Below are 24,146 nucleotides of genomic sequence, written 5' to 3' on the forward strand. Positions count from 1 at the left end.
GATTGTTTATCGAGGGATAGCTATTCTAATGCCATATTGCTAACCACTTGTTTTTCAATTAATTGAACTTGTTTTAGTTTACTTTCTGTATGCAATCGTACACTTTACTGTTTGTTTTTGATACAGTTTTTTGATCCTGACCGTAGATTGAAATATGCTTTTGAAATTTATTGAATTTATGTTTAAAGCGACTTTATCATGTTTATTTTAAGTTATAGGAATCTAGAAAGGAAGACAAAATACAAGAATCCAATTAGATTTAAATCTTCATTAGTCTCAAATGGAAAAAGAACAATCAAGAATACTTATAGTAGATGATGATCCCGCAGTTCTTACGACGGCTAGGCTGTTTTTAAAACAGAGATTTTCCTATGTGCATACACTATCGGATTTAAATACCTTGACCAAGGTGATGACAGAGTCTTCTTTTGATGTGGTTTTGCTGGATATGAATTATTCTAGAGGAGAAAACGATGGTGTAGAAGGATTGAAGCTGATAGAGCAGATCATAAGAGATCATCCTCAGACGGAGGTAATACCGATTACAGCCTACGGAGAGATAGACCTAGCAGTAGAAGCGCTCAAGCGCGGAGCAAGGGATTTTATCACCAAGCCTTGGCAAAATGAAAAGCTGTATGCTACGATTGCCAATCTATTGAATCTAAAGAAGAAACAAAATGGTGTTAGCGTTTTGAGAAACGTCAATCAGCCTCTGATTGGAGGTTCATTGGAAACTCACATGATTGGAGCTTGTCGCAGTTTTAATCAAATGCTGCAAATGATAGAAAAGGTAGCTCCCACGGATGCCAATGTATTGATATTGGGAGAAAATGGTTCAGGAAAGGAATTGGTCGCCAGAGTGCTTCATCAACAATCGGATCGATGTGACAAACCTTTTATCAAAATTGACCTGGGGTCATTGGTGGACAGTTTGTTTGAATCAGAGTTGTTTGGGCATGCCAAGGGGGCATTTACAGACGCCCAAAATGAGAAAGAAGGTAAGCTGCAAATGGCTAATGGCGGCACGTTGTTTTTGGATGAAATTGGGAATATATCACTCTCTCAGCAGGCTAAATTATTATCAGTATTACAGGACAGAGCGGTTACAAAGGTAGGAGACAATATATCAGTACCACTCGATATTCGTATCATTTCGGCAACCCATGCAGATTTGCAGGAGATGATCAATCAGGGAGATTTTAGACAAGATTTTTTGTATCGGATTAATACCATTGAGATACAAGTGCCTTCTCTTCGGCAAAGAGTAGAGGATGTACCTCTCTTAGCTCAGTATTATCTCAATTTGTTCAAAAATAAGTATGGTAAGAAGAGTTTGAAAGTCACTGCAGAAGCGATCAAGGTTTTGCAACAATATCCTTGGCCAGGCAATATTAGAGAGCTGAGTCATGTCATAGAACGTACCGTTATCCTAGCTGATCATCTAGTGATCAGGCCAGCAGATCTCGCACTCATGCCTAGTCATAAGGAAAACAGGGAGTTAGATCTGAATATAGAAGATATGGAAAAGACTTTGATCCTCAAAGCATTGGAAAAGAACAATGGTAATATGACTCATGCCTCTCGTGATCTGGGTATCGATAGGCAGGCATTGTACCGTAGATTGGAAAAGTATGGTCTATAATAGGTTTTTCCTGAAGGTTGTGCTAAGAGTGCTCATGATGCTAGCGGTGATGGTAGTATTCTCAGCGATTTTCTTAAGAGAGGATTTACTGTATTCGCAGTTGGTCTTGGTTATAGTGTTGGTTTTTCAGATCATGGAGTTGGTTTTTTTTATCAACAAGACCAATTATGATTTGGCTCGTTTTGTGAGTTCTATCTTGAACGAGGATTTTACAATCAGTTTTAATCAATCAGAAAAAGTTAAGTCTTTTGATCAGCTATATGCTTCCTTGAATCAATTTGTGGGTAGGTATAGAGGTATTCAAACTGCCAAAGCGGGTCAATTCCATTTCTTGACGCAGCTAGTTGATCAAATCGAATTTGGGATCATTACTTTTGATGAACAACAGCAGATCACTTTGATGAATCGACAGGCGCAAAGTCTTTTAGAGATTCCTGCAGTTTCCAATTGGCAAAATCTGCACAATCCTAATACGCAGTTTTTAAAGGTTCTCTTTACGTTATCTATAGGGAAAAATCAATTGATAGAAACAAAAATAGGAGAGCAACAGCGCTATTTTTCGGTAAGTGTAACTACTGTCTTCATACAGGAAAACAAATACACGATTGCTTCTTTTCAGGATATTAAATCTGAGATACAAGGCAAGGAGATTGCAGCTTGGCATAAAATTATTAGGATTTTGACGCATGAGATCATGAACTCTGTCACGCCCATGGTTTCTTTGACAGAAACGGTTCAGATGATTTTGCAGGATGATAATAAGGAAGATAAGCCATTGGAATCCTTGAGTCAGGAAAATATTCAGGATGTCAATGAAGCATTGCTTACCATTAAAGAACGGAGCAAGGGGATACTCAAGTTTGTCAACAGTTATCGTAAGCTTGCTAAAAGTCCTAAACCAGTTTTGTCTCCTGTATCTACTCAACAGTTGATTCAAGGGATTCTTAAATTGATGGAGACTCAGTTGAAAGAATGTGGTATAAAAATGACGGTTGTTCATGCAGATGTGATACTGAGCATTGATCATTCGTTGATTAGTCAGGTGTTGATCAACTTGATGAAAAATGCAATAGAATCATTGGGCGACACAGAAAAGCCCACAATAGAAATCTCGACAAGGCAACAGGGTGATTGTTTTCACATTAGTATTTCTGACAATGGTATGGGGATTTCGGTAGACCGAATGGATAAAATTTTTGTACCATTTTATACTACAAAGATCGATGGATCAGGAATAGGTCTGAGTCTATCTCGTCAGATCATGGATTTGCATGGCGGTTACTTGGAGGTCACAAGCATTCCAAATGAGCGAACCAGCTTCTCATTAATCTTTCCGAACTATTAAATATTGCGATTAGATTTTTGTATCTGTTTTACTTGAACCTTCTCTGGGGGTTTTTAGTATAAGAAAGAATTGCATTGTACTGTTATATTTTTTTATTCGAAGGATAGAGCAGCTACTATTGCAGTTAGTATGATTAGGGAGGTACTTAGAGGACGAGACTCTGCGTCTATTTGTACAGGGAGTAAAAAATTGAATAAGAATGAGAAGTTGGAATATCCCTAAAGAATCATACTTGACCACTGTGCTGTTGGCAAGTTTGGTGACATTGTCCCCTTTTGCCATTGATACCTATTTGGCAGCCATGCCTGTGATGGCAGATTTTTTTGGTGTGCACCTGAGTGTCATTGAGTTGACTATTACATTGTACTTTTTGGGGTTTGCTTTGGGGAATTTTTTTGGAGGTCCCTTGTCTGATTCATTTGGTCGCAAAACTATTGCATTGTGTGGCATAGGGTTGTATGGGTTTTCATCGCTCATGATTTCTATAAGCACGAACATTGAGGTAATATTGGTTTTGAGAGTGTTGCAGGCTTTTGGTGGGGGCTTTGCTACAGTTACATCCAACGTATTCATTAGCGATTGGTTTGAAGGTAAACAGGTCGCTCGGTTGGTTACAATCACTAGTATGATGATGATGCTTGCACCATTGATGGCTCCTGTGATCGGATCATTTTTGATTCTTCATTTTGGCTGGCAGTCGGTTTTCTATTTTCTGTTTGGTTTTTCTTGTGTATTGTTTTTGGTGTTTTCTCTTTTTGTGTCCGAATCGAGAGATGCTGCGTTGATCACCCGAAAGTTAACAGGAAGACAGTTGGTGGATAAGTACCGAGCTTTTTTTCAAGATCGTCAATCAATTATTTTTCTGTTTTCAATCAGTTTGTCCATGTCAGGGATGTATATTTTTATCACCAGTGCATCATTTATGTATATGGAGTTTTTTGGAATTAACGCGAAGTACTTTCCTTATTTGTTTGCAGCCAATATCATTCTCAATATTCTACTTTCGTTTCTGAATACTTATTTACTAAAGTATTTTAGACCCAGATACATATTGAGGGCAGGGATGTTGCTGCAGCTTGTCGCTGGAGTGATTCTGTTGGTGACTGTCCGCATGAATGAGCCCTCATTTTGGGGGGTGTTTTTGGGAGTGGTGTTATTTATAGGTAGTCTAGGACTCGTGTTTGGTAACGGTACGGCTGTCATTCTCAATCATAATCCCAAGGTAAGTTCATCTGCTAATGCAGCCATTGGGATCACCAGGTTTGTACTGGGCTTTTTGATGGGAAGTATTATTGCACTTTTCCATGCGGATGATTTGGTGCCAATAGGTACGGCGATGTTTCTCTGTACCCTTGCGGGGAATGTGATGTACAACATCGGTATGAGGCAGAAAGCACATGTGGAGGTAAGTGGTTATTGAACGACGGTCAATTAGAGAATCGAAGGAAGCAATGAGTGCAACGATAGAGATTCGATATGGGGACCCATCGAATCTCTATCGTTTAAAAAAGGGAATGGAAATTACCGATATAAGAACTAAATCAAAGCGCCATTTGCACCCACGACTTGTCCAGAAATCCATTTGGAATCATCACTGGCTAAAAAGAGAATGACTTTGGCTATATCTATGGGTTTAGCCAGTCGATTGAAGGCATTCATTGCGCTGAGTTTGTCTATCGTTTCTTGTGATTTACCTTCCAGAAATAGATCTGTCTCTGTTGCACCTGGTGCTAGGGCATTTACCGATATTCCTCTTCCTATTTCTTTTGAAAAAACACGAGTCATTTGTTCCACTGCTGCTTTGGATGCGGAATACAAGGCATAGGTGGGGAACATCAGTTTGACCGTGCTCGATGATATGTTGATAATGTTTCCATTGTCTGCAAGTTTACTGTTAGCCTCTTGCAGCATATTGAAGATGCCTCGTACATTGACGTCAAACTGTCTTGTGAAGTCTTCTTGCGAATTGTCTTTCAGTAGCTTGGAAACCATGACGCCAGCGTTGTTTACCAATACATCTACTTTGCCATAGGCAGCTATCGCTTCATCAAACAGGCGGGTCGTCTCTTTTCTCTGACTCACATCTGCTTTGATTGCCAGTGCTTTGCCTCCTTTTTTTGTGATTTCATCTACTGTTTTTTGTGCGTCAGCAGCACTGTTCGAATGATTTATGATCACTTTGGCACCTTCGTTTGCCAGAAGGAGTGCCGTTTCTTTGCCTATTCCTCTGGAGGCACCTGTTACGATTATTACTTTGTCTTTTAGTTTCATGGTGATTTTTTATTGGGTCTTAGCGTTCAACTTGTAAATAGAGATTGCAGTCAACAGGGTTGCGATGATCACAAGTATCATTTTGGGTTCTGGCCTGGCAAAGAATTCCAAGCCTAGTGCTGTGATCATCGTGATCAGTAAAAAAGAGAAGGCTAGCTTACCAACAGTCTTATTTCCTTGTATGGCAAAAAACGCCATGGCAAAGATTGCCATGGCGTTCAATATTTGATCTAAGATCTTTTTCATTTCAATGTTTTTAGCACTTCGATGAGATCGACTGGTTCTGCTCTGTTTCTATAATCAGGGTCTAGAAAAGCATATTTAATGACCCTGTCTTGTCCTATTATATAAGTAGCAGCTATGGGCAATTCTCCCTTGTCATTCCCATTGTAATTGCTCAGTCCAAATCCATTTTGATATTTTTTGATCAAGTCGTCGGTGAGTTTGTATGCTACTTTGTACTGGTGTGCAACCCTGTTGTCCAAATCACTTAGTACCTCAAATTCCAATTCGTTTTTTTCCTTGGTGGAAATAGAGCTGTCAGGGAGTTGAGGTGATACAGCCAGTAGATTTGCACCATACTTTTTGAAATCAGGGAGTGACTCTTGCATGTGTCGGAGTGTCAAATTGCAGTATGGACACCACCCCCCGCGGTACCACATCAAAATAACTGGGCCATTTTCTAGTTCATCATAAAGCGTGATGGTTTTATCCGTTGCGTTTGGAAGAGAAAAGTTTATCGCTGTATCACCTACTTGAAGTGCATTCTCTTGGATTTTATTTTGTCTTATAGACTCTATTCCTGCAGCACTCTGTTGTTTTTTTTCTTCTGATGCATTTTCTAGGAAATTCATCTTGCGTTCATTCAAAACAGTTTCCAAGGGCCTCTGTGTAATCTCTTTTTCAGTATCCACAAGTGTTTTGTTTTCAGAATCCATGGACGTTTTGTTTTGCTTTGAGTCTCCACAGCCCGCAACTATTAGGATGACTGCACTGAGAAGGAGGTATTTTGTTTTCATCATTTTTATTTTATTTAGAACGTATTGGTTATTTCAATGTGATTAGTTTTTCTGCTACTAATTTTAAGTTTTGTTCAGAAATTTCTGGGTTGGGAGCGAGAGGGTACAGTTGTGCACCTGGTCTACTGATGAATGCCCCTCTCCAGTTGGCCCATAGTGCGCCTGCTATATCCCAGCCGTGAGCAGCTACCAAGAGACATTCGTGAGGTTGTACGCCCATTTTTCTAGCGGCCCAGTCATAGGCATCTGTGTGTGGTTTGAATTTCCCAATATCCTCTACGCTTAATCTCTCTTCGAAGAATTCCGTCAATCCTGCATTTTCAAATTGTGTCGCTACGCCTTTGTTGGAAGAGTTGGTGAAGGAAACCAGCTTATAGCCTGTGTCTTTTAGTTGCTGCAGTGCTGCTTTTACTTCTGGGTGTGCTGGTAGTGATCGAATGGGACCGAGAATGGCTTTTTTGGCTTGGTCTTCTGAGATTTTGATGTCGTGATTAGCGGCGACCATTTGTAAAGCAGCCGCACCAATGACGCCAAAGTCATTGTACTGTCTCCCTACTGTGGTGACCAGCGAATATTGTAGCATTGTTGTAAACCATAGTGGCAATAGATCACGTCTACCTCCAAGTGCTTTCCCTACACTCTCTCTCATTGCTGTGAGGTCTAATAGAGTTTCGTTTACATCAAAAAATAGAACCTTTGGTCTAGTATCCGAGTTCTGCACGGCGCTGCTCTTGGTTTCGTTGGATGTTGCAAAACCTAAGGTAGGCATCACTGAACCTGCTAGTCCAAATAGCACTGTTTTTTTAGCGAAATCTCTTCTGTTACTCTTCATATAAGCGTAGTTTTAAAACATTCTACATAGAATGTTTTGGTAAAAAATTATTTATTTAATTGTCTTATATACATGCTTAATCCTGACATGTATTCTTCAAGTATGACGTCATCATTGTATAGTTTTCTAATGCCTCGAACCCCTTCGAATGCACTGATCAAATACGTGGCTACTGCTTGACTATGGATATTTTGCTTGATGGTGTTTTCTGTTTTCCCTCTTTCTATCAATGAGGTCAATGCAGATTTCCATTGTTCTATTATGTTCTTTAAAGCAATTTGATAGGCTGTTTCATAGTCGCCAATTTCATTGATGAGATTGTTGATAGGGCATCCGTGCTGTTTTTCATAGGGGGCAAAGGATTTGATACGTTGCAAAAAGGTTGATTCTAGTATCTCTATTGCGTTTCCTGTTTCGTACAAAGGGCGGATCATTCCTTCGTACACGCGTTTTTGAAGTTTTATTCCAATCACTTCTACCCCTAGTTCTTTTTTGTTTTTGTAGTGATGATAGAATGCTCCCTTTGAAAGCTTTGCATTCGCCATGATTTTTTCTATGCTGGTGGTTTTAAAACCACTTTCATAAAAAAGAGTGAATGCACTGTCCAAAATGATTTGTCTGGTGACTTCTGACTTTAGCTGTTGTTGCATGGTGCTGTACACGAAAAGACTACATAGAATGTTTTATTTTGTTATGAGATGTATAATTCAGACATTTTTGGAAATACTAGGACATAGGTGCTGTCATAATTGAGGCTATATTCGCAGTAGATGAATAGTTTTCACATATAACAATCAAAAAAATGAAAAACGTATTATTTACACTGATACTTCTATCAGGTATGGTGACAGTGACTTTTGCTCAAACTTTCAGATCAATTGATAAGAGCCCAATGGATGTGGCTTATTTGCCTGATAATTTTGCCCATGACCGTTCGGGAAGTGACAAAGCGATTGCCAAAATTTACTACAGTAGACCTCAAAAGAAAGGGAGAGAGATTTTCGGTAATGTAGTCGCGTATGATAAACTATGGAGAACAGGAGCCAATGAAGCACCTGAACTGAAGGTTTATCAAGAGATAAAGATGGGAGGAAAGACCCTAGCTGCAGGTACTTATTCGCTATTTAGCATCCCTGGAGAAAAAGAATGGACAATCATAGTGAGTACAGATTTAGATTATTGGGGTACGGCAGGCTATCAAGAGAAGTATGAGATTTTACGCGTAAAGGTGCCATCAAGTAAATTGTCTCAGGAAGTAGAAGCGTTTTCTATTCAGTTCAAAGAATTAGGAGACAATTCAGCAGAAATGAACTTGGCATGGGATAAAACAGTCGTTGCTGTTCCTGTACAGTATTAAAACTATCTCTAGGTGTAGTTGATAACTACACCTAGTTATATCACATCTTATTTTCAAAATCCTTGCGTTCCTCAAAAGTAGTTGTGTTTTCTTCGGTGATGTTTCTCTGTACCCCTGCGGGGAATGTGACGTACAACATCGGGATACGCTACAAAGGGTACAGGGCAGTCAGCTGATGCTGGGCGATATCGATCAGCGGTCTACTAGATAAGTGGCAGAGGCCAGTCTCTGTGTTTGGTCCTGTGCTCAGGAGGTAAAATGCATGAAACACGATTCCGGTTCATTCAGTTTCTTTCACAGTTCATTCTCAAAATTCTACAACTCACCCATTTCCATTATGTAATCATTGCCTGTCATTCGATGTTTGAGCTATCAAAATCAAACAAACCGAATGAAAAATTCAATTCTAACCGCACTATTTAATCTACTCTGTATTCCCATCCTTTTGGGACAGATCACGGGACAGGTACATGACACGGATGGCGAGCCATTGCCGGGCGTGAGTGTCTACATCATGGGGAGCTATGATGGCACTACCACGGATATAGAGGGCCGGTTCTCGTTTCGCACATATGAGGTAGGCGAGCAGACTTTGGTCGCTAGTTTCATCGGGTACAAGACCCACGAGGAGATACTGACGATGGGCGAGTCACATCGCTTAGACATTCGTCTCAAAGAGGAAGTCAACCGCCTGTCAGGTGTCACCATCACGGCAGGGAGTTTTGAGGCGAGTGATGAGCAAAAGGCCACCGTACTCAAACCGCTGGATATTGCGATGACTGCTGGTGCAGGGGCGGATGTTTCAGGTGCACTCAATATGCTGCCCGGGACGACTACCAATGGGGAGACGGGACGTCTCTTTGTCCGAGGAGGTACAGCCAACGAGACTCAGGCCTTTGTCGATGGGATCTGGGTGAGCAACTTCTACACCACCACACCGAGCAACGTCCCTAGCCGGGGGCGATTCGATCCGTTTTTATTCAAAGGGACATTCTTTAGTACTGGGGGCTACTCTGCGGAGTATGGACAGGCGCTGTCTTCTGTGCTTTCACTCAATTCGCTGGATCTGGCCGATGAGACGATCACCGATATCAGTCTGATGTCGGTAGGAGGGGCTGTAGCCCATACGCAGCGTTGGGATCAGGGATCGGTGTATGCCAAGATAGAATACATGAATCTGGATCCCTACATGAACCTCGTCAAGCAGACGTACGATTGGAAGGATGGTTTCACGTCAGCCAATGGCACGTTTATGCTTCGACAGAAGATCAACAAACAAGACATGCTGAAGGTCTATGCCACCTATGACCGCAGTGGATTTCATGCCATCATCCCCAGTATCAACAACCCCGCGGGAGACGATACCAAAGTCCAAAACGACAACACTTATCTCAATGCGACCTACAAGAAAGGCCTTGGGGATGCAGGCATGGCTTACTTTGGGGTATCCTATGGTCTATACCACCAAGATACCGACTACAATGCCATCCGGGTAGAAGGACAAAATGAGGCAGTGCATGCCAAGAGCTACTATACCACGGATATCGGGAGTTTGTCCCTCAAAGCAGGAGGGGAGATGATCCGCGCGGACGAAAAGGAGGATACCCGATTGGCGGACAACTCAGCGTTTGATCGTGCCTATGACAATACTCAACTGGCGGGGTTTGTAGAAGGGGACTATTTCCTGACACAGGCACTGACGCTGCGTGCAGGTCTTCGCTATGCGCACTACTCGGTGTTTGAGGAGGGACAGTGGTCACCGCGTGTCTCGATGGCTTACAAGACAGGTGAATACTCGCAGGTCTCCGCAGCTTTTGGGCAGTTTCATCAGTTGCCGCAGCGTGACCTGATGCTCGCCGCGCAGGATTACATCCTGCCAGAGCAGGCGGATCACTACATCCTCAGCTACCAGCGCATCAAAGAAGGTTTCACCTTCCGCGGGGAGCTGTACTACAAGACCTATGAGGATTTGGTGAAGTACGATGCGGATGGTATTTACAACCCGACGACCTACACCAATTCGGGGGAGGGCTATGCGCGCGGGATCGACTTATTTTTTAGGGATGCCAAAACGATCAAGAATGCAGACTACTGGGTATCGTACTCCTTCATAGACAGCAAGCGGGACTACCGCAACTATCCTCAGCAAGTGCGACCGGAGTTTGCGGCGATGCACAATGTGTCAGTGGTGTACAAGCATTTCATTCCTGTGATCCGTACGCAGATTGGTGCGACGTGGGACTTCAACAGTGGTCGCCCGTACAACGACCCCAACGAGGATGAATTCAACAATCAGAAAACGAAGTACTATGCCAATTTGAGTTTCAACTTTGCCTTTTTGTACCGACCCCATGTCATTCTCTATGCATCTGCGACCAATCTGCTCGGCAGAGACAATGTCTTCGGTTATGACTATGCCGACACGCCAGATGCTAGCGGAGTGTACGATTCGCAAGCGATAGGCCAGCAGGCTAAGCGCTTCTTCTTCGTGGGCGTGTTTATCTCCCTGACCAAAGACAAGAAAACCAACCAACTAGAATATTTATAAATCAACTTAAATCTTACAAATCATGAAAAAACTATTCCTTATCGCCATTTGTTTGTTGACCTGGACTGCTCAGGCAGGAGGCAACAAACACCAAGTGACCGTAGTGGTCAAAAATATCAAAGCCAGTACGGGTGAGATCAGAGCAGGCCTGTATGTCAGCGAATCGAGTTTCCTCAAAGAAGGAGTCTACGTCTCTCAAAAGGTAACGGGAAACGATGAACTGACACTGGTCTTTGACCATGTAGAAGCTGGCGTCTATGCGGTCAGCATCTACCATGACGAAAACGCCAACGGTGAACTGGACACTTGGGTGTTTGGGATTCCTGCCGAACCCTATGGTTTCTCCAATGACGCCAAGGGCTCTTATGGCCCTCCAAGTTTCGCAGATGCGCAATTCGAGGTAGCGACTGATCAAAATATTACCATCACACTTCATTAAAAACTAAAACATTCGAAATCATGAAAACGATATTCACACTATTACTCGCAATTTGTTCCCTCACAGTATCAGCTGACAATGGAAAGTACGAAAAAGCCATGCTGGACAATATCCAGTCCATCTATACCGCTGCGTCTACAGCAGACCTAGACCGACTCACGAATACTTTTTCCCGGATAGGGGATGCCGAAAAGGACAAATGGGAGCCCTACTACTATGCGTCTTTGTCGCAGGTGTTCAAGGCATTTCGCATCAAGGATGCACAGGTGCAGGACAAGGTATTGGACGAGGCATTGGTGAGTTTGTCCAAGGCCGATGGTCTCAGTGAGAACAATTCGGAGATCAAGACCATGGAGGGATTCATCTACATGATCAAAATAGGCGTGGACCCTGGTACGAGAGGGCAGACGCTGTCTCCGAAAATTTATGGCTTGTTTACCAAAGCCATGCAATTGGATCCTAACAACCCAAGGGCGGTACTGTTTATGGGGCAGATGCAAATGGGTACAGCGGAGTTTTTTGGACAGCCGCTGGATCAATCCTGTCAGTTGATCATGAAGTCACTGGAGATGTTTGATACGCAAGCGTCAAGCAATCCACTCGCGCCGACCTGGGGCAGCTATGGGCTCGAAGAGTGGACCAGTAAGTGCAACGGAGCAGAATAACCTTTGTTAGCGATTGGTATTTAGACCTTAGATTTTAGACAAAAACGGGAAGCCTGTTCGGTCTAAGGTCTAGCGTCTAGTGGTCTCAAGCCTTGATTTTTAACTCTTGGCTCTTGATTTTGTTATCTAAAGAGATTGATGATTAGATTTGTTTGATATGACGAATGAAAATGGCGGATGTGTCTCCCGTAGAGACAAATGGAAGAGACAGGTACGAATGCTTGTGGTGATTCCTGTTATTGGCAGTTTGATCATCTCTTACTTTTTCTGTCCCGATTGTTTGAGTGAGGGATATTATTCTCGATTCGCTACTTCTGTAATCATTTCTTATTGCTACTGGATAGGCATGTCATTGGGTAATAGTTTTTTGGTGGATAGTTTGGATCGTTATTTCAGTTGGTTGCACAAGCCCGTCGAGCGTACGATTTCTTCTTTGTTAGTAATGATTTTTTATACCGTTTTGGTGGCATTTGTGATGAATTACTTCATTGTAGAGTACCTGATTGGAAAGGATTTTTGGGAGACTTTCAAAGGAGGGCATCTCAATGGAAGTATTACCAGCACTGTGATCATTGCCTTGTTTATATCCATGTTTTTTCATGCCAGAGGTTTCTTTGTTTCTTGGAAAGATGCCGCTGTGCAAAATGAGAGACTCAACACCGAAAATGCCACATCCAAACTAGAAACGCTGAAGAGCCAAGTCAATCCACATTTTCTGTTCAACAGCCTCAATGCGTTGAGTTCTCTGGTGTACGACGACCAAAAAAAGGCAGTAGATTTTATTCAAAAGCTATCAGAAGTCTATCGCTACGTACTCCAAAATCAGAGCAATGAACTGGTCTCTTTGAGGGAGGAGTTGCAGTTTGTCAAGGCCTTTGTCTATCTCAATGAGATTCGCTTTGGGAAGAATTTTGCCGTGACTATTACCAGTATGGATCAAATGGCTGGCGAAGATCATGTGCCTCCGCTGGCATTACAGATGCTTGTCGAGAACTGTATCAAGCACAACGAGATTTCCAAAGAAAGGCCCTTGTCGATACAGATAGACTATCGCTCAGACTCTGTCCTCGTGTCCAATAACCTGAATCCGATACAGCAAGAAAAGCCCGATTCGACGGGACTCGGGTTGAAAAACATCACTTCGCGCTATAGCTACCTTAGCGATCGTGCAGTCAAAGTCACCACTGATCAAAGTAAGTTCACAGTCGAGATACCTATCATCAAACTAGAGACCTCATGAATGTACTCATTGTAGAAGACGAGGGGATCGCTGCGGATCGTTTGGCGAGACTGCTCGGAGAGCTCCAGCCAGACCTCCGGGTACTGGAAGTGCTGGATACCGTCAAGTCTGCTGTGGCTTGGTTGCGATCCAACCAGAGCCCTGATCTACTGTTCTTTGATATTCATCTTGCCGATGGGTCTAGCTTTGAGATCTTCGAACAGATCAGTGTGAGTTGCCCAGTGATATTTACCACGGCTTATGATCAGTATGCAATCAAGGCATTTGAGGTCAATAGCATTGATTATTTGCTCAAGCCCATTGAAGTAGAGAAACTTGAAAGGGCTTTGCTGAAATATGATGCATTGCAAAATGCTTCTCCGCAAATTGACCTTTCACAATTGCAGCAGATGCTAGGCCAACCTCTCAAGAGTTATAAGGAGCGTTTTGTCGTTAAGGTCGGAGAGCACATCAAGGCCATTCAGACCGAAGCGATCGCTTGTCTGTATAGCGTGGAAGGGAGTACGTATTTGCAAACCGAGGAAGGAAAGAAATTCATCATTGATTTTACACTGGATCAATTGGCCGATCTGCTCGATCCGAGTGTTTTTTTTCGGATCAACCGCAAATACATTGTCAAGATCTCGGCTATTCAAGATATTGTCACCTACTCAAATAGTCGATTAAAAATTGTACTCCCTAGTTTGGATCACAATGAATTAATAGTGTCTCGTGAAAGAGTGGGGGAATTTAAATCTTGGTTGGATAGCTAACTCAAAGTTCTTGTAGTTTTTAGAGGGATGATTGTTCGTATTGTTATTTTATTAATTCATATCAGATGTTTCTAATTGTATTCATGCTCGATAGTAGGGAAGGCTAGAATATGTCATAGAGGAAATAAAGCTGTTTATTAGGATATTTTAGTGTTATTTTTTGAGATTTTGTATTCCTGTGAATTCAGTTAGTTGTACAGTAGCGGATGCTAAAGCACATAGTATTAACACACTATTAGTAGGGTCACTAGAACTAGTGATTTTGTTAATAGTTTCATCTATTTACCGTCATTTTTAAACAATAGTACGGTTGTTAATTTGTGTCATTAGAAACCTAAAAAATTAAAAAATGAAACTTTTTAACAATTTGATTTTGTCCTTGTGTGCAGCAATAATTTGCGGTGCATTGTTCTTGAACTGTGAAGGTGAAATGGGAGATGTTGGGCCTGCAGGTGAAAATGGTGTAGATGGTACAGATGGATTAGATGGTAAGGATGGAGAAGATGGTGAAGACTTGATTGGAGATATGATTCCGTTGGCTTATTCTAACACGCCAGCCTCTATTTTGAAGCTAGCGGCTGGATTTGAGAGTTTAGACATTGAAGTTCTTTTGTCTTCTGAAGACAAACTCCCATCAGCTCCTAATTTTGTCTATGGTTCTATGGCCGATGGAGCAGGGCTCTTGGCTGAAGACAATGGTACTTTCACATTGATCAACAATATTGAGAATGATTACGCAATAGCGAGAATTATTCTTGATAAAAACCTAAGACCTTTAAAGGGAGAGTATATTCTTGATGGAGTTGCTACTGCATTGACAGCTCAGTGCTCAGGATCAATGATTACTCCTGAGGAGCATGGGTTCGGGCCATTATACCTCTCTGGTGGAGAGTGGGGAGGAGCATCCAAAGGGGTGTTTGTAACTGACCCATACAAAGATGTGGCTGAGGCTTCTGTAGCAACTATGTTGCCTGTCATGGGGCAATGGTCTACAGAAAATGCTGTTGCAATTGGAAAGGATGCTTATCCTGGCAAAACGGTAGTTTTTATCGGTGATGACGAGAGCAATGATAGTGAGCCATCAGGTCAGCTAGGAATGTATGTAGGTAACTCAGGTGATCTCGAAGGAGGAAAATTGTATGGTCTCAAAGTGACAGCTGATGGGGTGTCATATGAGATGGACATGGTAGAGGGAACATCATACAGCATGGAATTTGTAGAGTTGACAGAGACCAATATCGATTTGCTAGATGCAGAGGCTAAAACTAAAGGTGTAATGGGCTTTTCTAGACTAGAAGATATCGACTGGAGAAGAGGATCAGCAGCTAATAATAGAGAGATATATTTTGCAGTAACTGGCCGAAATAAAGTAGGTCTATTGGATAAAGGGTCACTTACAGGTAGAGTTTACAAAGTGGTATTGAATGATACTGATCCTACAGCGGCAGGTACGATTACATGTGTACTGGATGGGGATGTAGTAGGTGGTGTAGCCGAAGAGTTTCATAGCCCAGATAATATTGTGGTGACTGAGAATTATGCTTATATCCAAGAGGATCCAAATGGTGTTGTAAGTAGCTATCCAAATAAAGCAGCAGCGGATCACTTTGCGAGAATATATCAATACAACTTGAATACCAAAGAACTCAAAGTAGTGCTTGAGTGTGATCAGGTCACGGCAGAGGCGTTTGGTTATGGTACTACTGCTAATACTTGGGAAATCACAGGGATGATTGATGTGACAGATATTGTAGGCAGTACAGAGTCTACCTTCCTTGTGATGACACAAAATCACGGATGGGAGAGAAGCAATGGTTTGCCATTTACGGATCCTACGGCTAGACCAGATGATTTCAATGGTTCTGCTAAAGAAGGCAGTGTGTTGTTCGCTATTAGAGGATTGGAAAGATAATATTGATGAATCATACATTGTTAAAATGTATGCGGAAAGAGACTTACTGGCTGGTAAGTCTCTTTTTTGCATTCATGTCATGGAGTTGTCAATCTAATCAGACAACTCATGAAAAAGGAGACAATCCTTTCGATGAGGTTAAGGCCATGTTTTTAGTAGATATGGATAGTTGTCTCTATTACATAGACCTGGTTGCCGATAGTACTTCTGCAGAACATGTACAAGAATATTTTGTTCGATCCAGAAATTACTTTAAACAAATGGAGCCGATCCTTTCTTTTGCGGAAGTGGATAACTACAGCACCTTAATCCAGCCCAATTTACTTAAGGTAGAAGAAGAAGATCAAACCAATATAAGAATCAAAGAGCCACAAGGCTATCAAGTTTTGGAAGAAATGATTTTTGGAGAGGATGAGTTTAGTCATGCTGAAGTTATACAAAGGGCACTATGGATCAAAAATCGTTTGAGCCTCATTCGCAAGAATTTATTCTTTGACAAATATCAGACTTACCATTTCTTATGGCTGCTGCGTCATGGGATCATACGGACAGCTTTCACTGGAATCACTGGGTTTGATTCACCAGTTTTGGCTAGTTCACTCAATGATGCAGTAATTACATATGGAAGCTTGATGTCATATATGGAGATATTCGAATCTGAGTTTAGGGACGCAAACCTACTCGATCAATGGCGTGAAGAAATTAAACAATCACAGAAATTATTGAGAGAAGGTGAATTCGAAACTTTTGATCGGTATGATTTCATACGCAATCATACTCAGCATCAAATTGATCTATGGAATCAGACAGTAACAGATTGGGGGGTGAGTTTTCCATTTGAATTGGCAGTTAAGAATGATGCAAAGAATTTGTTTTCGCAACAATCGTTTAATGTCGACTATTTTTCGAGTAGGTTTTCTGCACCTATGGATTCTCAGACCGTTTTGCTAGGCAAGCAGCTCTTTGTAGACACTCGGTTATCCAAGGATGGTAAAATGAGTTGTTCGAGTTGCCATCAGGCCGATCGTGCATTTACTGATGGCTTGCCGAAATCTCTGGGTAATCTAGGAAAACCCGTGTTGCGCAACTCTCCGACATTGATGTATGCGGGGTTTCAACATGCTTTCTTTTATGATCTTAGAGCGGGTAATTTAGAAGGTCAGATCGTGGGTGTGATCCAAGCCAATGATGAGTTTCATTCTGATCTGGAGACCATGACACAGATGGTTCAATCAGACAGTGTCTATGAGCCACGATTCAATGCGATTTACAAAACAGGAGTCACAGAGGCCAATATCAGAAATGCCCTTGCTAATTATATTAGAAGTTTAGCTCCCTTCAATTCTAAGTTTGATCAAAGTATGAAAAAATCAGAAGTAATACTGGATGATTTGGAGATCAAAGGGTTCAATCTCTTTATGGGAAAGGCAGCATGTGCAACTTGCCATTTCCCTCCGTTCTTTAATGGTACGGTACCACCACGCTATGCAGAGAGTGAGATGGAATCTCTAGGAGTTCCGAGTCATGCCAACAACCGAGAGATCGATAGTGATTTAGGAAGATATGATGTATTCAGAACGGAGGAGAGAAAGCACTTCTTTAAAACACCAACGATACGCAATATTGCGTTAACCGCTCCATACATGCACAATGGTGTGTATGAAACGTTGGAAGAGGTCATGGATTTCTACAACCAAGGTGGAGGCGCAGGGATGGGATTTGACCTGCCTAATCAGACACTTCCTTTTGATTCCTTGAGTTTGGATCAGTCAGAGATTGATGCAATCGTGGCATTTATGCGTACACTGACAGATACAAGAGAGGCTACTTATTGAGAATTGTAGGTATAGGCTGGGAGGATATGCTGTTGCTAGGGTTTTGGTATCTTTGATTTATCAAACTTTTAAGTCTCTTCTGATCAGGTAGGGGAATTTAAATCTTGGTTGGATCGTTAGCATTATTTTATGACTACTTAATCTATTTATGAATTGGTTTCGTAAGTAGTTTGACTATTATGAAAAAAAGAAGGTTTAATCATAAAATAGAAGCCACATGAAGCTATTAGTTTTTATATCAATAATTATCAGTGCAATTTTGCCGAATAAACAATTAGAAGCCAAAGGAATGGATATAGCAACGTTTGGAAATGGATGTTTCTGGTGTACAGAAGCCATTTTTCAGGATTTAAAGGGAGTAAGCAAGGTAGAGTCAGGATACTCCGGGGGCAAGACAGTCAATCCCACCTACAAGGAAGTATGTACAGGTACCACAGGGCATGCTGAGGTGTTGCAAATTACTTTTGATCCAGCTGTGATCACATATTCTGAGCTGTTGGAGGTGTTTTGGAAGACCCATGATCCGACGACACTCAACCGCCAAGGCAATGATGTGGGTACGCAATATCGCTCAGTGATTTATTATCACAATGCCGAGCAAAAGACATTGGCAGAGAAATACAAGAAGGAGCTCAACGATGGGAAGGTCTATCCAGATCCTGTTGTGACTGAAATCACTGCCTTTTCCAAGTTTTACGTAGCGGAGGATTACCATCAAAATTATTATAACCAGCATGGTTCAGAACCTTATTGCAATTTTGTGATCCAGCCCAAAGTGGAGAAATTCAGAAAAATATTCAAAGACAAACTCAAGGACTAGGTGAAGAAAGTAAAGATGATATGGGATATGCGTGGTGGGGATGCCAAAGGGATGGCAGAGCACCACGCCATCCATCTCAAAGAATATGCAGCCAAGTGGAAAATGACACTCCACGAAGCAGGTACAGAAGTAGTCAATGATGTCTATGTGGTGGCTTACATGATCATAGACGAAAGCGACATGATCACTGTAAGGGACAACCTGAGACCGCACCGCGCAGAGTATGCTTGATCAAAAGTCCATGGTCTATTGTCAATAGTCCATGGACTTGAATTTCAAATATTAAATTTCAAATCATTAATTCTATAGAATCATCGTTTTTCGTTTATTTTCGAGCCGACAACAAACCCGACATTAATTACACTCAATGTCTGACAATAGGATTACTTTTCTGATACAGTGCGAGGATAGCAAAGGCATCATCGCCAAGGTTACCACTTTTTTTTACGATGAGGGATTCAATATCCTCACCTGTCAGCAGTTTACGGACAACATCGAGGATGCTTATTTCATGAGAGTCAGTTTGGATGCCAAGGATTTGGTCATGTCTAGAACTGAGTTGGAAGAGAGATTTGCTGTGATAGCAGCTCCCTTGAAGTTGGACTGGAAAGTGTACTACTCGGTAGATAAAACCAATGTAGCCATCTTGGCCTCTAAGACCAGTCATTGTCTGTTCGATCTCCTAGAAAAACATAGCGAAGGTAAGCTCAACTGCAACATACCGCTCATCATCAGCAACCATGATACAGTCAAGTATGTCGCGGATCAGTTCAAGATTCCATTTTATCACTTGCCCGTTACCAGCGAAAACTGGGAAGCACAGCAGCGAGAAATCAAAAGGTTGCTACAAGATCATCAGGTGGATTTGGTGGTGATGGCGCGATTCATGCGCATCCTTTCCTCCGAGTTCATCAACTCATTCAAAGAGAAAATCATCAACATTCATCATGCCTTTTTGCCGGCATTTCAAGGAGCCAATCCATACAAGCGTGCCTATGAGCGTGGTGTGAAGATGATAGGAGCGACGGCACACTATGCGACAGATGACCTAGACGAGGGGCCGATCATTGAGCAAGACGTGGAGCGTGTGTCACATGCAAGTTCGCCAGCGGGTTTGACGCAGATTGGCTCAGAAATCGAGCGTAAAGTGCTTTCCAAGGCTGTGAAATTCCACCTAGATCACCGCATCATCGTGACAGACAACCGTACGATTGTATTTCCAGAGACGGAAGGCTGATTTTTGTAGATGTTAGTAGCTAGACTTTAGATTCTAGACTATTAATTTCTTTAGGTAAGCGTACTACAACGTAAACTTCTTCAAATCCAACACGCATCTTTCGTGTTGTAGGAGTTCTTCATGAGCCTCGTCCATGATGACAGCAGATACTTCTTTGATTTTGCTACGGAAGTCTTTCTTCAGTTCTTTTCTCTTAATAGCTTCTAGAAAAAGTCTGACTTCTTCTTGCGATTCTAGTATCAATGCTGGCACCTGAGTCGGCTTGTCGTCATCACCTTTGGCGACCATGGTGACATAGGAGTTGTTGGTTTTTTTGACCGTATTTTCTTTTACATTTTCCGCAATGACGTTGATCCCTACTACCAGCGATGAGTTGCCTACATGTACGACAGCAGCTCTGAGATGTACGAGATCACCTACCTCTACAGGCTCAAGGAAGTCGACATTGTCCACTGATACCGTCACACAATAGTTGCCTGCATGTTTGCTGGCACAGGCATACGCTACCTTGTCAATCAACGACAGCAAAATCCCCCCGTGGATTTTTCCTCCAAAATTGGCATAAGAAGGAATCATCAATTCAGTGATGGTGGTTTTGGAAAAGTTGACTGGCTTTGCTTTTTGTGTGTTCATGATATGGTTTGACAATACTAGATGAGCGAAAATAAGCACAATAGTCTATCAGCGGAACATTAGCGATTCATTTTTTGATTTAATCCTCAAACAAGTAGAGATTTGCAGATGTCCAATACCAAGGTACTTCTAGTCACTCCTCCCTTTACTCAGCTGAATACTCCCTACCCGGGCACCTGCTACATCAAGGGCTATCTCAATACCTTGGGTGTTGAATCTTATCAAATGGACTTGGGGATAGAGGTCATCCTCCGTCTTTTCTCCCAAAAGAAACTAATAGAACTGTTTGATGTGGAGCCCACAGAGTCTGTGTCGGACAACTCACAGCGGATCTACCAGTTACGGGAGGACTACATTGCTACAGTGGATACGGTGATCCGTTTTTTACAGCACAAGAACCCGACTTTGGCCTATTCGATTGTGGAGCGTGATCTTTTGCCAGAGGCGAGCCGGTTCGAGCAGTTGGACGACTTGGAGTGGGCGTTTGGGAATCTCGGTGTGCAGGACAAAGCCAGACATTTGGCGACTTTGTATCTGGAGGATTTGGCGGATTATATCAAGGAAGTGGCTGACCCATTCTTTGGGTTTAGTCGCTATGCCGAGCGATTGGGGATGTCGGCATCTTCTTTTGACTCGATGCAGGAGGCATTGGATGGCCCCATGACCTTTACTGATCATATATTGATTCAGGTGTTGGAGGAGGTGATCAAGGTACAGCAACCTACGATGGTTTGTTTGTCGGTTCCATTTCCAGGCAATCTCTATGGTGCCTTTCGTTGCGGTCAGTATCTCAAGACGCAGTATCCTGAGATCAAGGTCTTGATGGGTGGGGGATATCCCAATACAGAATTACGCTCCCTTTCGGACCCGAGAGTTTTCAAATACATAGACTTCATCACCCTAGATGATGGTGAGCGACCTGTCAAGAATCTCATTGAGTTTCTAGAGGGGAAAAGAGAAAAAGCACTGCTGAAACGGACTTTTTGCCTAGAGGAGAACAAGGTGGTTTATATCAATGGATCCAAAGAAGGAGACATCCCTTTCACTCAGACGGGCACGCCTGACTATGCCAATCTGCCGATAGATAAATACCTGTCTGTGCTGGAGGTAGCCAATCCGATGCACAGGCTGTGGAGTGATGGTCGCTGGAACAAACTCACCATGGCACATGGTTGCTATTGGAAGAAGTGCAGTTTCTGTGATATTTCCCTCGATTATATCAAAAATTATGAGCCAGTCAGTGCGTCCATTCTCTGTGACAGGATGCAGGAGCAAATGGCACAAACGGGCGAGAGTGGTTTCCATTTCGTAGACGAAGCTGCTCCACCAGCCTTGATGAAGGAGTTGGCGCTGGAGATTTTGCGACGTAAACTGGTGGTGACTTGGTGGACGAATATCCGTTTTGAGAGTCGCTTTACCCCAGACCTCTGTCGCCTCTTGAGAGCTTCTGGATGTATTGCAGTTTCGGGTGGACTGGAGGTAGCCTCTGATCGCTTGCTAGAGAAGATGAAAAAAGGGGTGACTGTAGAGCAGGTCGCACAAGTGTCTCAGAATTTTACCGAATCGGGCATCATGGTGCATGCCTATCTGATGTATGGATTCCCGACGCAGACGGATCAGGAGACGATAGACTCGCTGGAGATGGTGCGCCAGTTGTTCATGCACGGGGTGATTCAGTCTGGTTTTTGGCATCAGTTTGCCATGACGGCTCATGCACCTGCTGGATTAGAACCAGCGTTCTTTGGGGTGGAGCGTGTCGGGCCAGTGCATCAGGGATTTGCCAACAATGACCTCCAACATGTCGATACACTGGGCGCAGATCATGTGCAATACAGCGAGGGATTGAAAAAGTCCCTATTCAACTACATGCACGGTCTGTGTTTTGATTATCCCCTGCAAGAGTGGTTTGATTTTCATGTACCAGTGACTAGTGTTGCTCCCCACTACATTGAGAGTGCTTTGACTACTAATCCTGGAACCTATATCAGTGATTCTTCCAGAGCTGTATGGTTGGCTGCCGTACCTGCATTGAGCTTTTATGAGAAGAGAAAAAAGGGCAAAGTGAATCTCAGAGCGCGCCTCTCACTAGAGCTCAAGTCGCACAGTATCGATGTGACTGCTGAGGAAAAAGAAGGGAAGTGGCTGCATGACTTTCTACAGCGTATGTCTTTGAGATCCCAAGAGAAAGTTACGTTTTCTGTCCTTAAACAAGCTTATGAGCAGGATTTCGGGCAGCCCATTGAGCGCTTGATCCATGGTCAAGCTTGGCAGGAGTTGAAAAACACAGCTTTGTTGATTGTATAAATCAATGTATATTTCACTCCTTTGTAGGAGGGTTGTATCATTAATAATTTGGATTATGAAAACGAGACAGTATACAGTACTTTATTTCCTTATCATCTCGATGTTGGGGTTTGCTTGTGGATCGGCCAAAAAACTGTACGAGCAAGGTGATTATTACCAAGCGGTACTCAAGTCTGCGGACAAGCTCCGCAAGAATCCAGATCACTCCAAGACCAAAGCAGCACTCAGAGAAGCCTATCCGATGGCGGTCAATGATTTGCTCGATCAAGTGCGTAGGGCGGAGGTCTCCAACCCGATGTTTGCCAATACCGAGTCTGTTTATATTTTCGAAAAGCTCAACCGAATGTATGACGAGATCAAGCGATCACCCGGCGCACTCAAGGTCATTCCTAATCCGACAAGTTATTACCAGCAATTGGCCCAATCCAAACTGGCAGCTGCCGAAGAGCAGTATGCAGAGGGTATCAAGGAACTCAATGTAGGCAGACGCGCCAATGCAAAAATCGCCTATGCATATTTTCAGATGGCGAACAAGTTTGAGCCTAACTATAAAGATGTGCAGGACAAAATCGAGGAAGCCTACAGCAGTGCTATTCTCACGGTGCTGGCACAGCTCCAACCTGTACAATCTCAGGCCTACCAGTTGAGTGGAGACTTCTTTTACGATCAGGTCAAAAAGGTCTTTAGACAAATTGAAGGCAATGAATTCATTCGTTTTTATACTCCCGAGGAGGCCCAAAGAGTGAATCTCCAGCGACCACATCATGTGCTGACCATGAACTTCTTGGATTTTGTGGTAGGAGAGACCCATACCCAAGAGCGAATCGAAAAAGTCGAGCGAGACAGCGTCGTAGTGGGACAGGTTAAAATGGACGATGGCAGTATCAAGAAAGTCTACAACACCGTCTCTGCCAAACTCACGATCCGTAGGATGGAGGTCGTATCTGGCGGTATCCTGCGCTACCATATTCAGGACGAATATTCCTCCGTCTCACTGCGCAAAGAAGACTTGCGAGGGGAGTTTGTTTGGTACAACCAGTGGGGGAGCTTTAATGGTGACGAGCGCGCACTGAGCAAGGAGCAACTGGCGATCTGCAATGGCAAGATGATCATGCCACCACCTCCACAAGAACTCTTCGTAGAGTTTACCAGGCCAATCTACAGTCAGCTCAGTAGTCAGTTGACTCGCTTCTACGATGGATATTGATTTAGATTCATGAATCAAACTTAAGGGATAAGAAAGAACGTCTTGGTTCTGAAACTATGCTTGTGACGGATGCGGCAATGTCATACTT

Annotated in this window: 22 protein-coding genes; 16 read left to right on the forward strand and 6 right to left on the reverse strand. The window is 42.8% G+C overall.

Annotation, left to right across the window (positions count from 1 at the left end; all coding sequences use genetic code 11):
- Nucleotides 1–280 precede the first annotated feature (280 nt).
- The 3 genes from N6H18_RS12640 (at nt 281) to N6H18_RS12650 (ending at nt 4,407) form a co-directional block, all read left to right on the forward strand.
- Entirely contained in the window at nt 281–1,642 is a 1,362-nt protein-coding gene (locus N6H18_RS12640) for a sigma-54-dependent transcriptional regulator (RefSeq protein ID WP_262308637.1), read from the forward strand.
- A complete protein-coding gene (locus N6H18_RS12645) occupies nt 1,632–2,987 on the forward strand; it encodes a sensor histidine kinase (RefSeq protein WP_262308638.1) in 1,356 nt (451 codons plus the stop codon). The genes N6H18_RS12640 and N6H18_RS12645 overlap by 11 nt, the downstream gene beginning before the upstream one ends.
- Before the next feature lie 199 nt (nt 2,988–3,186).
- Nucleotides 3,187–4,407 carry a multidrug effflux MFS transporter gene (locus N6H18_RS12650; protein WP_262308639.1) on the forward strand — a complete coding sequence of 407 codons (1,221 nt, stop codon included), beginning with the start codon at nt 3,187–3,189 and terminating at the stop codon, nt 4,405–4,407.
- A gap of 116 nt (nt 4,408–4,523) precedes the next feature.
- Here the strand turns inward: N6H18_RS12650 and N6H18_RS12655 are convergent, their stop codons facing one another.
- The 5 genes from N6H18_RS12655 to N6H18_RS12675 are packed head-to-tail and all read right to left on the reverse strand — an operon-like array spanning nt 4,524 to nt 7,759.
- Nucleotides 4,524–5,258 (reverse strand): SDR family oxidoreductase, encoded by a 735-nt coding sequence (locus N6H18_RS12655; RefSeq protein ID WP_262308640.1) that lies wholly within the window; start codon nt 5,256–5,258, stop codon nt 4,524–4,526.
- A gap of 9 nt (nt 5,259–5,267) precedes the next feature.
- A complete protein-coding gene (locus tag N6H18_RS12660; RefSeq protein WP_262308641.1) occupies nt 5,268–5,504 on the reverse strand; it encodes a hypothetical protein in 237 nt (78 codons plus the stop codon).
- Nucleotides 5,501–6,280 (reverse strand): peroxiredoxin-like family protein, encoded by a 780-nt coding sequence (locus N6H18_RS12665; RefSeq protein ID WP_262308642.1) that lies wholly within the window; start codon nt 6,278–6,280, stop codon nt 5,501–5,503. Before N6H18_RS12665 ends, N6H18_RS12660 begins: the two co-directional genes overlap by 4 nt.
- Before the next feature lie 25 nt (nt 6,281–6,305).
- Nucleotides 6,306–7,109: a haloacid dehalogenase type II gene (locus tag N6H18_RS12670; RefSeq protein ID WP_262308643.1), complete on the reverse strand. Its 804-nt coding sequence runs from the start codon at nt 7,107–7,109 to the stop codon at nt 6,306–6,308.
- Nucleotides 7,110–7,156: 47 nt separating this feature from the next.
- Nucleotides 7,157–7,759 carry a TetR/AcrR family transcriptional regulator gene (locus N6H18_RS12675; RefSeq protein WP_119843528.1) on the reverse strand — a complete coding sequence of 201 codons (603 nt, stop codon included), beginning with the start codon at nt 7,757–7,759 and terminating at the stop codon, nt 7,157–7,159.
- Between the two features lie 152 nt (nt 7,760–7,911).
- Between N6H18_RS12675 and N6H18_RS12680 the strand changes: the two genes are divergently transcribed.
- From N6H18_RS12680 to purU, 11 genes are all read left to right on the forward strand, one after another.
- Nucleotides 7,912–8,466, forward strand: a complete 555-nt coding sequence (locus tag N6H18_RS12680; protein WP_262308644.1) for a DUF2911 domain-containing protein — start codon at nt 7,912–7,914, stop codon at nt 8,464–8,466.
- 391 nt (nt 8,467–8,857) lie between these two features.
- Complete coding sequence (locus tag N6H18_RS12685) at nt 8,858–11,014, forward strand: TonB-dependent receptor (RefSeq protein ID WP_262308645.1); 2,157 nt, start codon at nt 8,858–8,860, stop codon at nt 11,012–11,014.
- Nucleotides 11,015–11,036: 22 nt separating this feature from the next.
- Nucleotides 11,037–11,453 (forward strand): DUF2141 domain-containing protein, encoded by a 417-nt coding sequence (locus N6H18_RS12690; protein WP_262308646.1) that lies wholly within the window; start codon nt 11,037–11,039, stop codon nt 11,451–11,453.
- 20 nt (nt 11,454–11,473) lie between these two features.
- Nucleotides 11,474–12,118 (forward strand): tetratricopeptide repeat protein, encoded by a 645-nt coding sequence (locus tag N6H18_RS12695; protein WP_262308647.1) that lies wholly within the window; start codon nt 11,474–11,476, stop codon nt 12,116–12,118.
- Nucleotides 12,119–12,275: 157 nt separating this feature from the next.
- Nucleotides 12,276–13,358, forward strand: a complete 1,083-nt coding sequence (locus tag N6H18_RS12700) for a sensor histidine kinase (protein WP_262308648.1) — start codon at nt 12,276–12,278, stop codon at nt 13,356–13,358.
- On the forward strand, nt 13,355–14,110 hold the full coding sequence (locus N6H18_RS12705; protein WP_262308649.1) for a LytR/AlgR family response regulator transcription factor: 756 nt from the start codon (nt 13,355–13,357) through the stop codon (nt 14,108–14,110). Before N6H18_RS12700 ends, N6H18_RS12705 begins: the two co-directional genes overlap by 4 nt.
- Before the next feature lie 349 nt (nt 14,111–14,459).
- The gene (locus N6H18_RS12710) at nt 14,460–16,022 is read left to right on the forward strand and encodes a PhoX family protein (RefSeq protein ID WP_262308650.1); all 1,563 of its coding nucleotides are present in this window, start codon (nt 14,460–14,462) and stop codon (nt 16,020–16,022) included.
- A 29-nt stretch (nt 16,023–16,051) separates the two neighbouring features.
- Complete coding sequence (locus tag N6H18_RS12715; RefSeq protein ID WP_262308651.1) at nt 16,052–17,857, forward strand: cytochrome-c peroxidase; 1,806 nt, start codon at nt 16,052–16,054, stop codon at nt 17,855–17,857.
- A gap of 289 nt (nt 17,858–18,146) precedes the next feature.
- Complete coding sequence (msrA, locus tag N6H18_RS12720; RefSeq protein WP_262308652.1) at nt 18,147–18,677, forward strand: peptide-methionine (S)-S-oxide reductase MsrA; 531 nt, start codon at nt 18,147–18,149, stop codon at nt 18,675–18,677.
- On the forward strand, nt 18,678–18,908 hold the full coding sequence (locus N6H18_RS12725; protein WP_262308653.1) for a hypothetical protein: 231 nt from the start codon (nt 18,678–18,680) through the stop codon (nt 18,906–18,908).
- Between the two features lie 136 nt (nt 18,909–19,044).
- Nucleotides 19,045–19,914, forward strand: coding sequence for a formyltetrahydrofolate deformylase (purU, locus tag N6H18_RS12730; protein ID WP_262308654.1), 870 nt, complete (start codon nt 19,045–19,047; stop codon nt 19,912–19,914).
- A gap of 63 nt (nt 19,915–19,977) precedes the next feature.
- On the opposite strand, the gene N6H18_RS12735 is transcribed toward purU, so the two are convergent.
- A complete protein-coding gene (locus N6H18_RS12735) occupies nt 19,978–20,547 on the reverse strand; it encodes an acyl-CoA thioesterase (protein WP_262308655.1) in 570 nt (189 codons plus the stop codon).
- 108 nt (nt 20,548–20,655) lie between these two features.
- On the opposite strand from N6H18_RS12735, the gene N6H18_RS12740 reads away from it, so the two are divergent.
- Nucleotides 20,656–22,851, forward strand: a complete 2,196-nt coding sequence (locus tag N6H18_RS12740) for a B12-binding domain-containing radical SAM protein (protein WP_262308656.1) — start codon at nt 20,656–20,658, stop codon at nt 22,849–22,851.
- Nucleotides 22,852–22,906: 55 nt separating this feature from the next.
- On the forward strand, nt 22,907–24,058 hold the full coding sequence (locus tag N6H18_RS12745; RefSeq protein ID WP_262308657.1) for a hypothetical protein: 1,152 nt from the start codon (nt 22,907–22,909) through the stop codon (nt 24,056–24,058).
- Nucleotides 24,059–24,146: the final 88 nt, after the last annotated feature.

It is taken from the genome of Reichenbachiella agarivorans, from assembly GCF_025502585.1.
Lineage (GTDB): Bacteria > Bacteroidota > Bacteroidia > Cytophagales > Cyclobacteriaceae > Reichenbachiella > Reichenbachiella agarivorans.

Coding starts and splice junctions, on each gene's coding strand:
- N6H18_RS12665 (WP_262308642.1), bottom strand. CDS start 6,280: ATGATGAAAACAAAATACCTCCTTCTCAGTGCAGTCATCCTAATAGTT.
- N6H18_RS12660 (WP_262308641.1), bottom strand. CDS start 5,504: ATGAAAAAGATCTTAGATCAAATATTGAACGCCATGGCAATCTTTGCC.
- N6H18_RS12700 (WP_262308648.1), top strand. CDS start 12,276: ATGACGAATGAAAATGGCGGATGTGTCTCCCGTAGAGACAAATGGAAG.
- N6H18_RS12685 (WP_262308645.1), top strand. CDS start 8,858: ATGAAAAATTCAATTCTAACCGCACTATTTAATCTACTCTGTATTCCC.
- N6H18_RS12735 (WP_262308655.1), bottom strand. CDS start 20,547: ATGAACACACAAAAAGCAAAGCCAGTCAACTTTTCCAAAACCACCATC.
- N6H18_RS12640 (WP_262308637.1), top strand. CDS start 281: ATGGAAAAAGAACAATCAAGAATACTTATAGTAGATGATGATCCCGCA.
- N6H18_RS12710 (WP_262308650.1), top strand. CDS start 14,460: ATGAAACTTTTTAACAATTTGATTTTGTCCTTGTGTGCAGCAATAATT.
- N6H18_RS12690 (WP_262308646.1), top strand. CDS start 11,037: ATGAAAAAACTATTCCTTATCGCCATTTGTTTGTTGACCTGGACTGCT.
- N6H18_RS12740 (WP_262308656.1), top strand. CDS start 20,656: ATGTCCAATACCAAGGTACTTCTAGTCACTCCTCCCTTTACTCAGCTG.
- N6H18_RS12650 (WP_262308639.1), top strand. CDS start 3,187: ATGAGAAGTTGGAATATCCCTAAAGAATCATACTTGACCACTGTGCTG.
- N6H18_RS12705 (WP_262308649.1), top strand. CDS start 13,355: ATGAATGTACTCATTGTAGAAGACGAGGGGATCGCTGCGGATCGTTTG.
- N6H18_RS12745 (WP_262308657.1), top strand. CDS start 22,907: ATGAAAACGAGACAGTATACAGTACTTTATTTCCTTATCATCTCGATG.
- N6H18_RS12680 (WP_262308644.1), top strand. CDS start 7,912: ATGAAAAACGTATTATTTACACTGATACTTCTATCAGGTATGGTGACA.
- N6H18_RS12655 (WP_262308640.1), bottom strand. CDS start 5,258: ATGAAACTAAAAGACAAAGTAATAATCGTAACAGGTGCCTCCAGAGGA.
- N6H18_RS12675 (WP_119843528.1), bottom strand. CDS start 7,759: ATGCAACAACAGCTAAAGTCAGAAGTCACCAGACAAATCATTTTGGAC.
- N6H18_RS12670 (WP_262308643.1), bottom strand. CDS start 7,109: ATGAAGAGTAACAGAAGAGATTTCGCTAAAAAAACAGTGCTATTTGGA.
- purU (WP_262308654.1), top strand. CDS start 19,045: ATGTCTGACAATAGGATTACTTTTCTGATACAGTGCGAGGATAGCAAA.
- msrA (WP_262308652.1), top strand. CDS start 18,147: ATGGATATAGCAACGTTTGGAAATGGATGTTTCTGGTGTACAGAAGCC.
- N6H18_RS12715 (WP_262308651.1), top strand. CDS start 16,052: ATGCGGAAAGAGACTTACTGGCTGGTAAGTCTCTTTTTTGCATTCATG.
- N6H18_RS12645 (WP_262308638.1), top strand. CDS start 1,632: ATGGTCTATAATAGGTTTTTCCTGAAGGTTGTGCTAAGAGTGCTCATG.
- N6H18_RS12695 (WP_262308647.1), top strand. CDS start 11,474: ATGAAAACGATATTCACACTATTACTCGCAATTTGTTCCCTCACAGTA.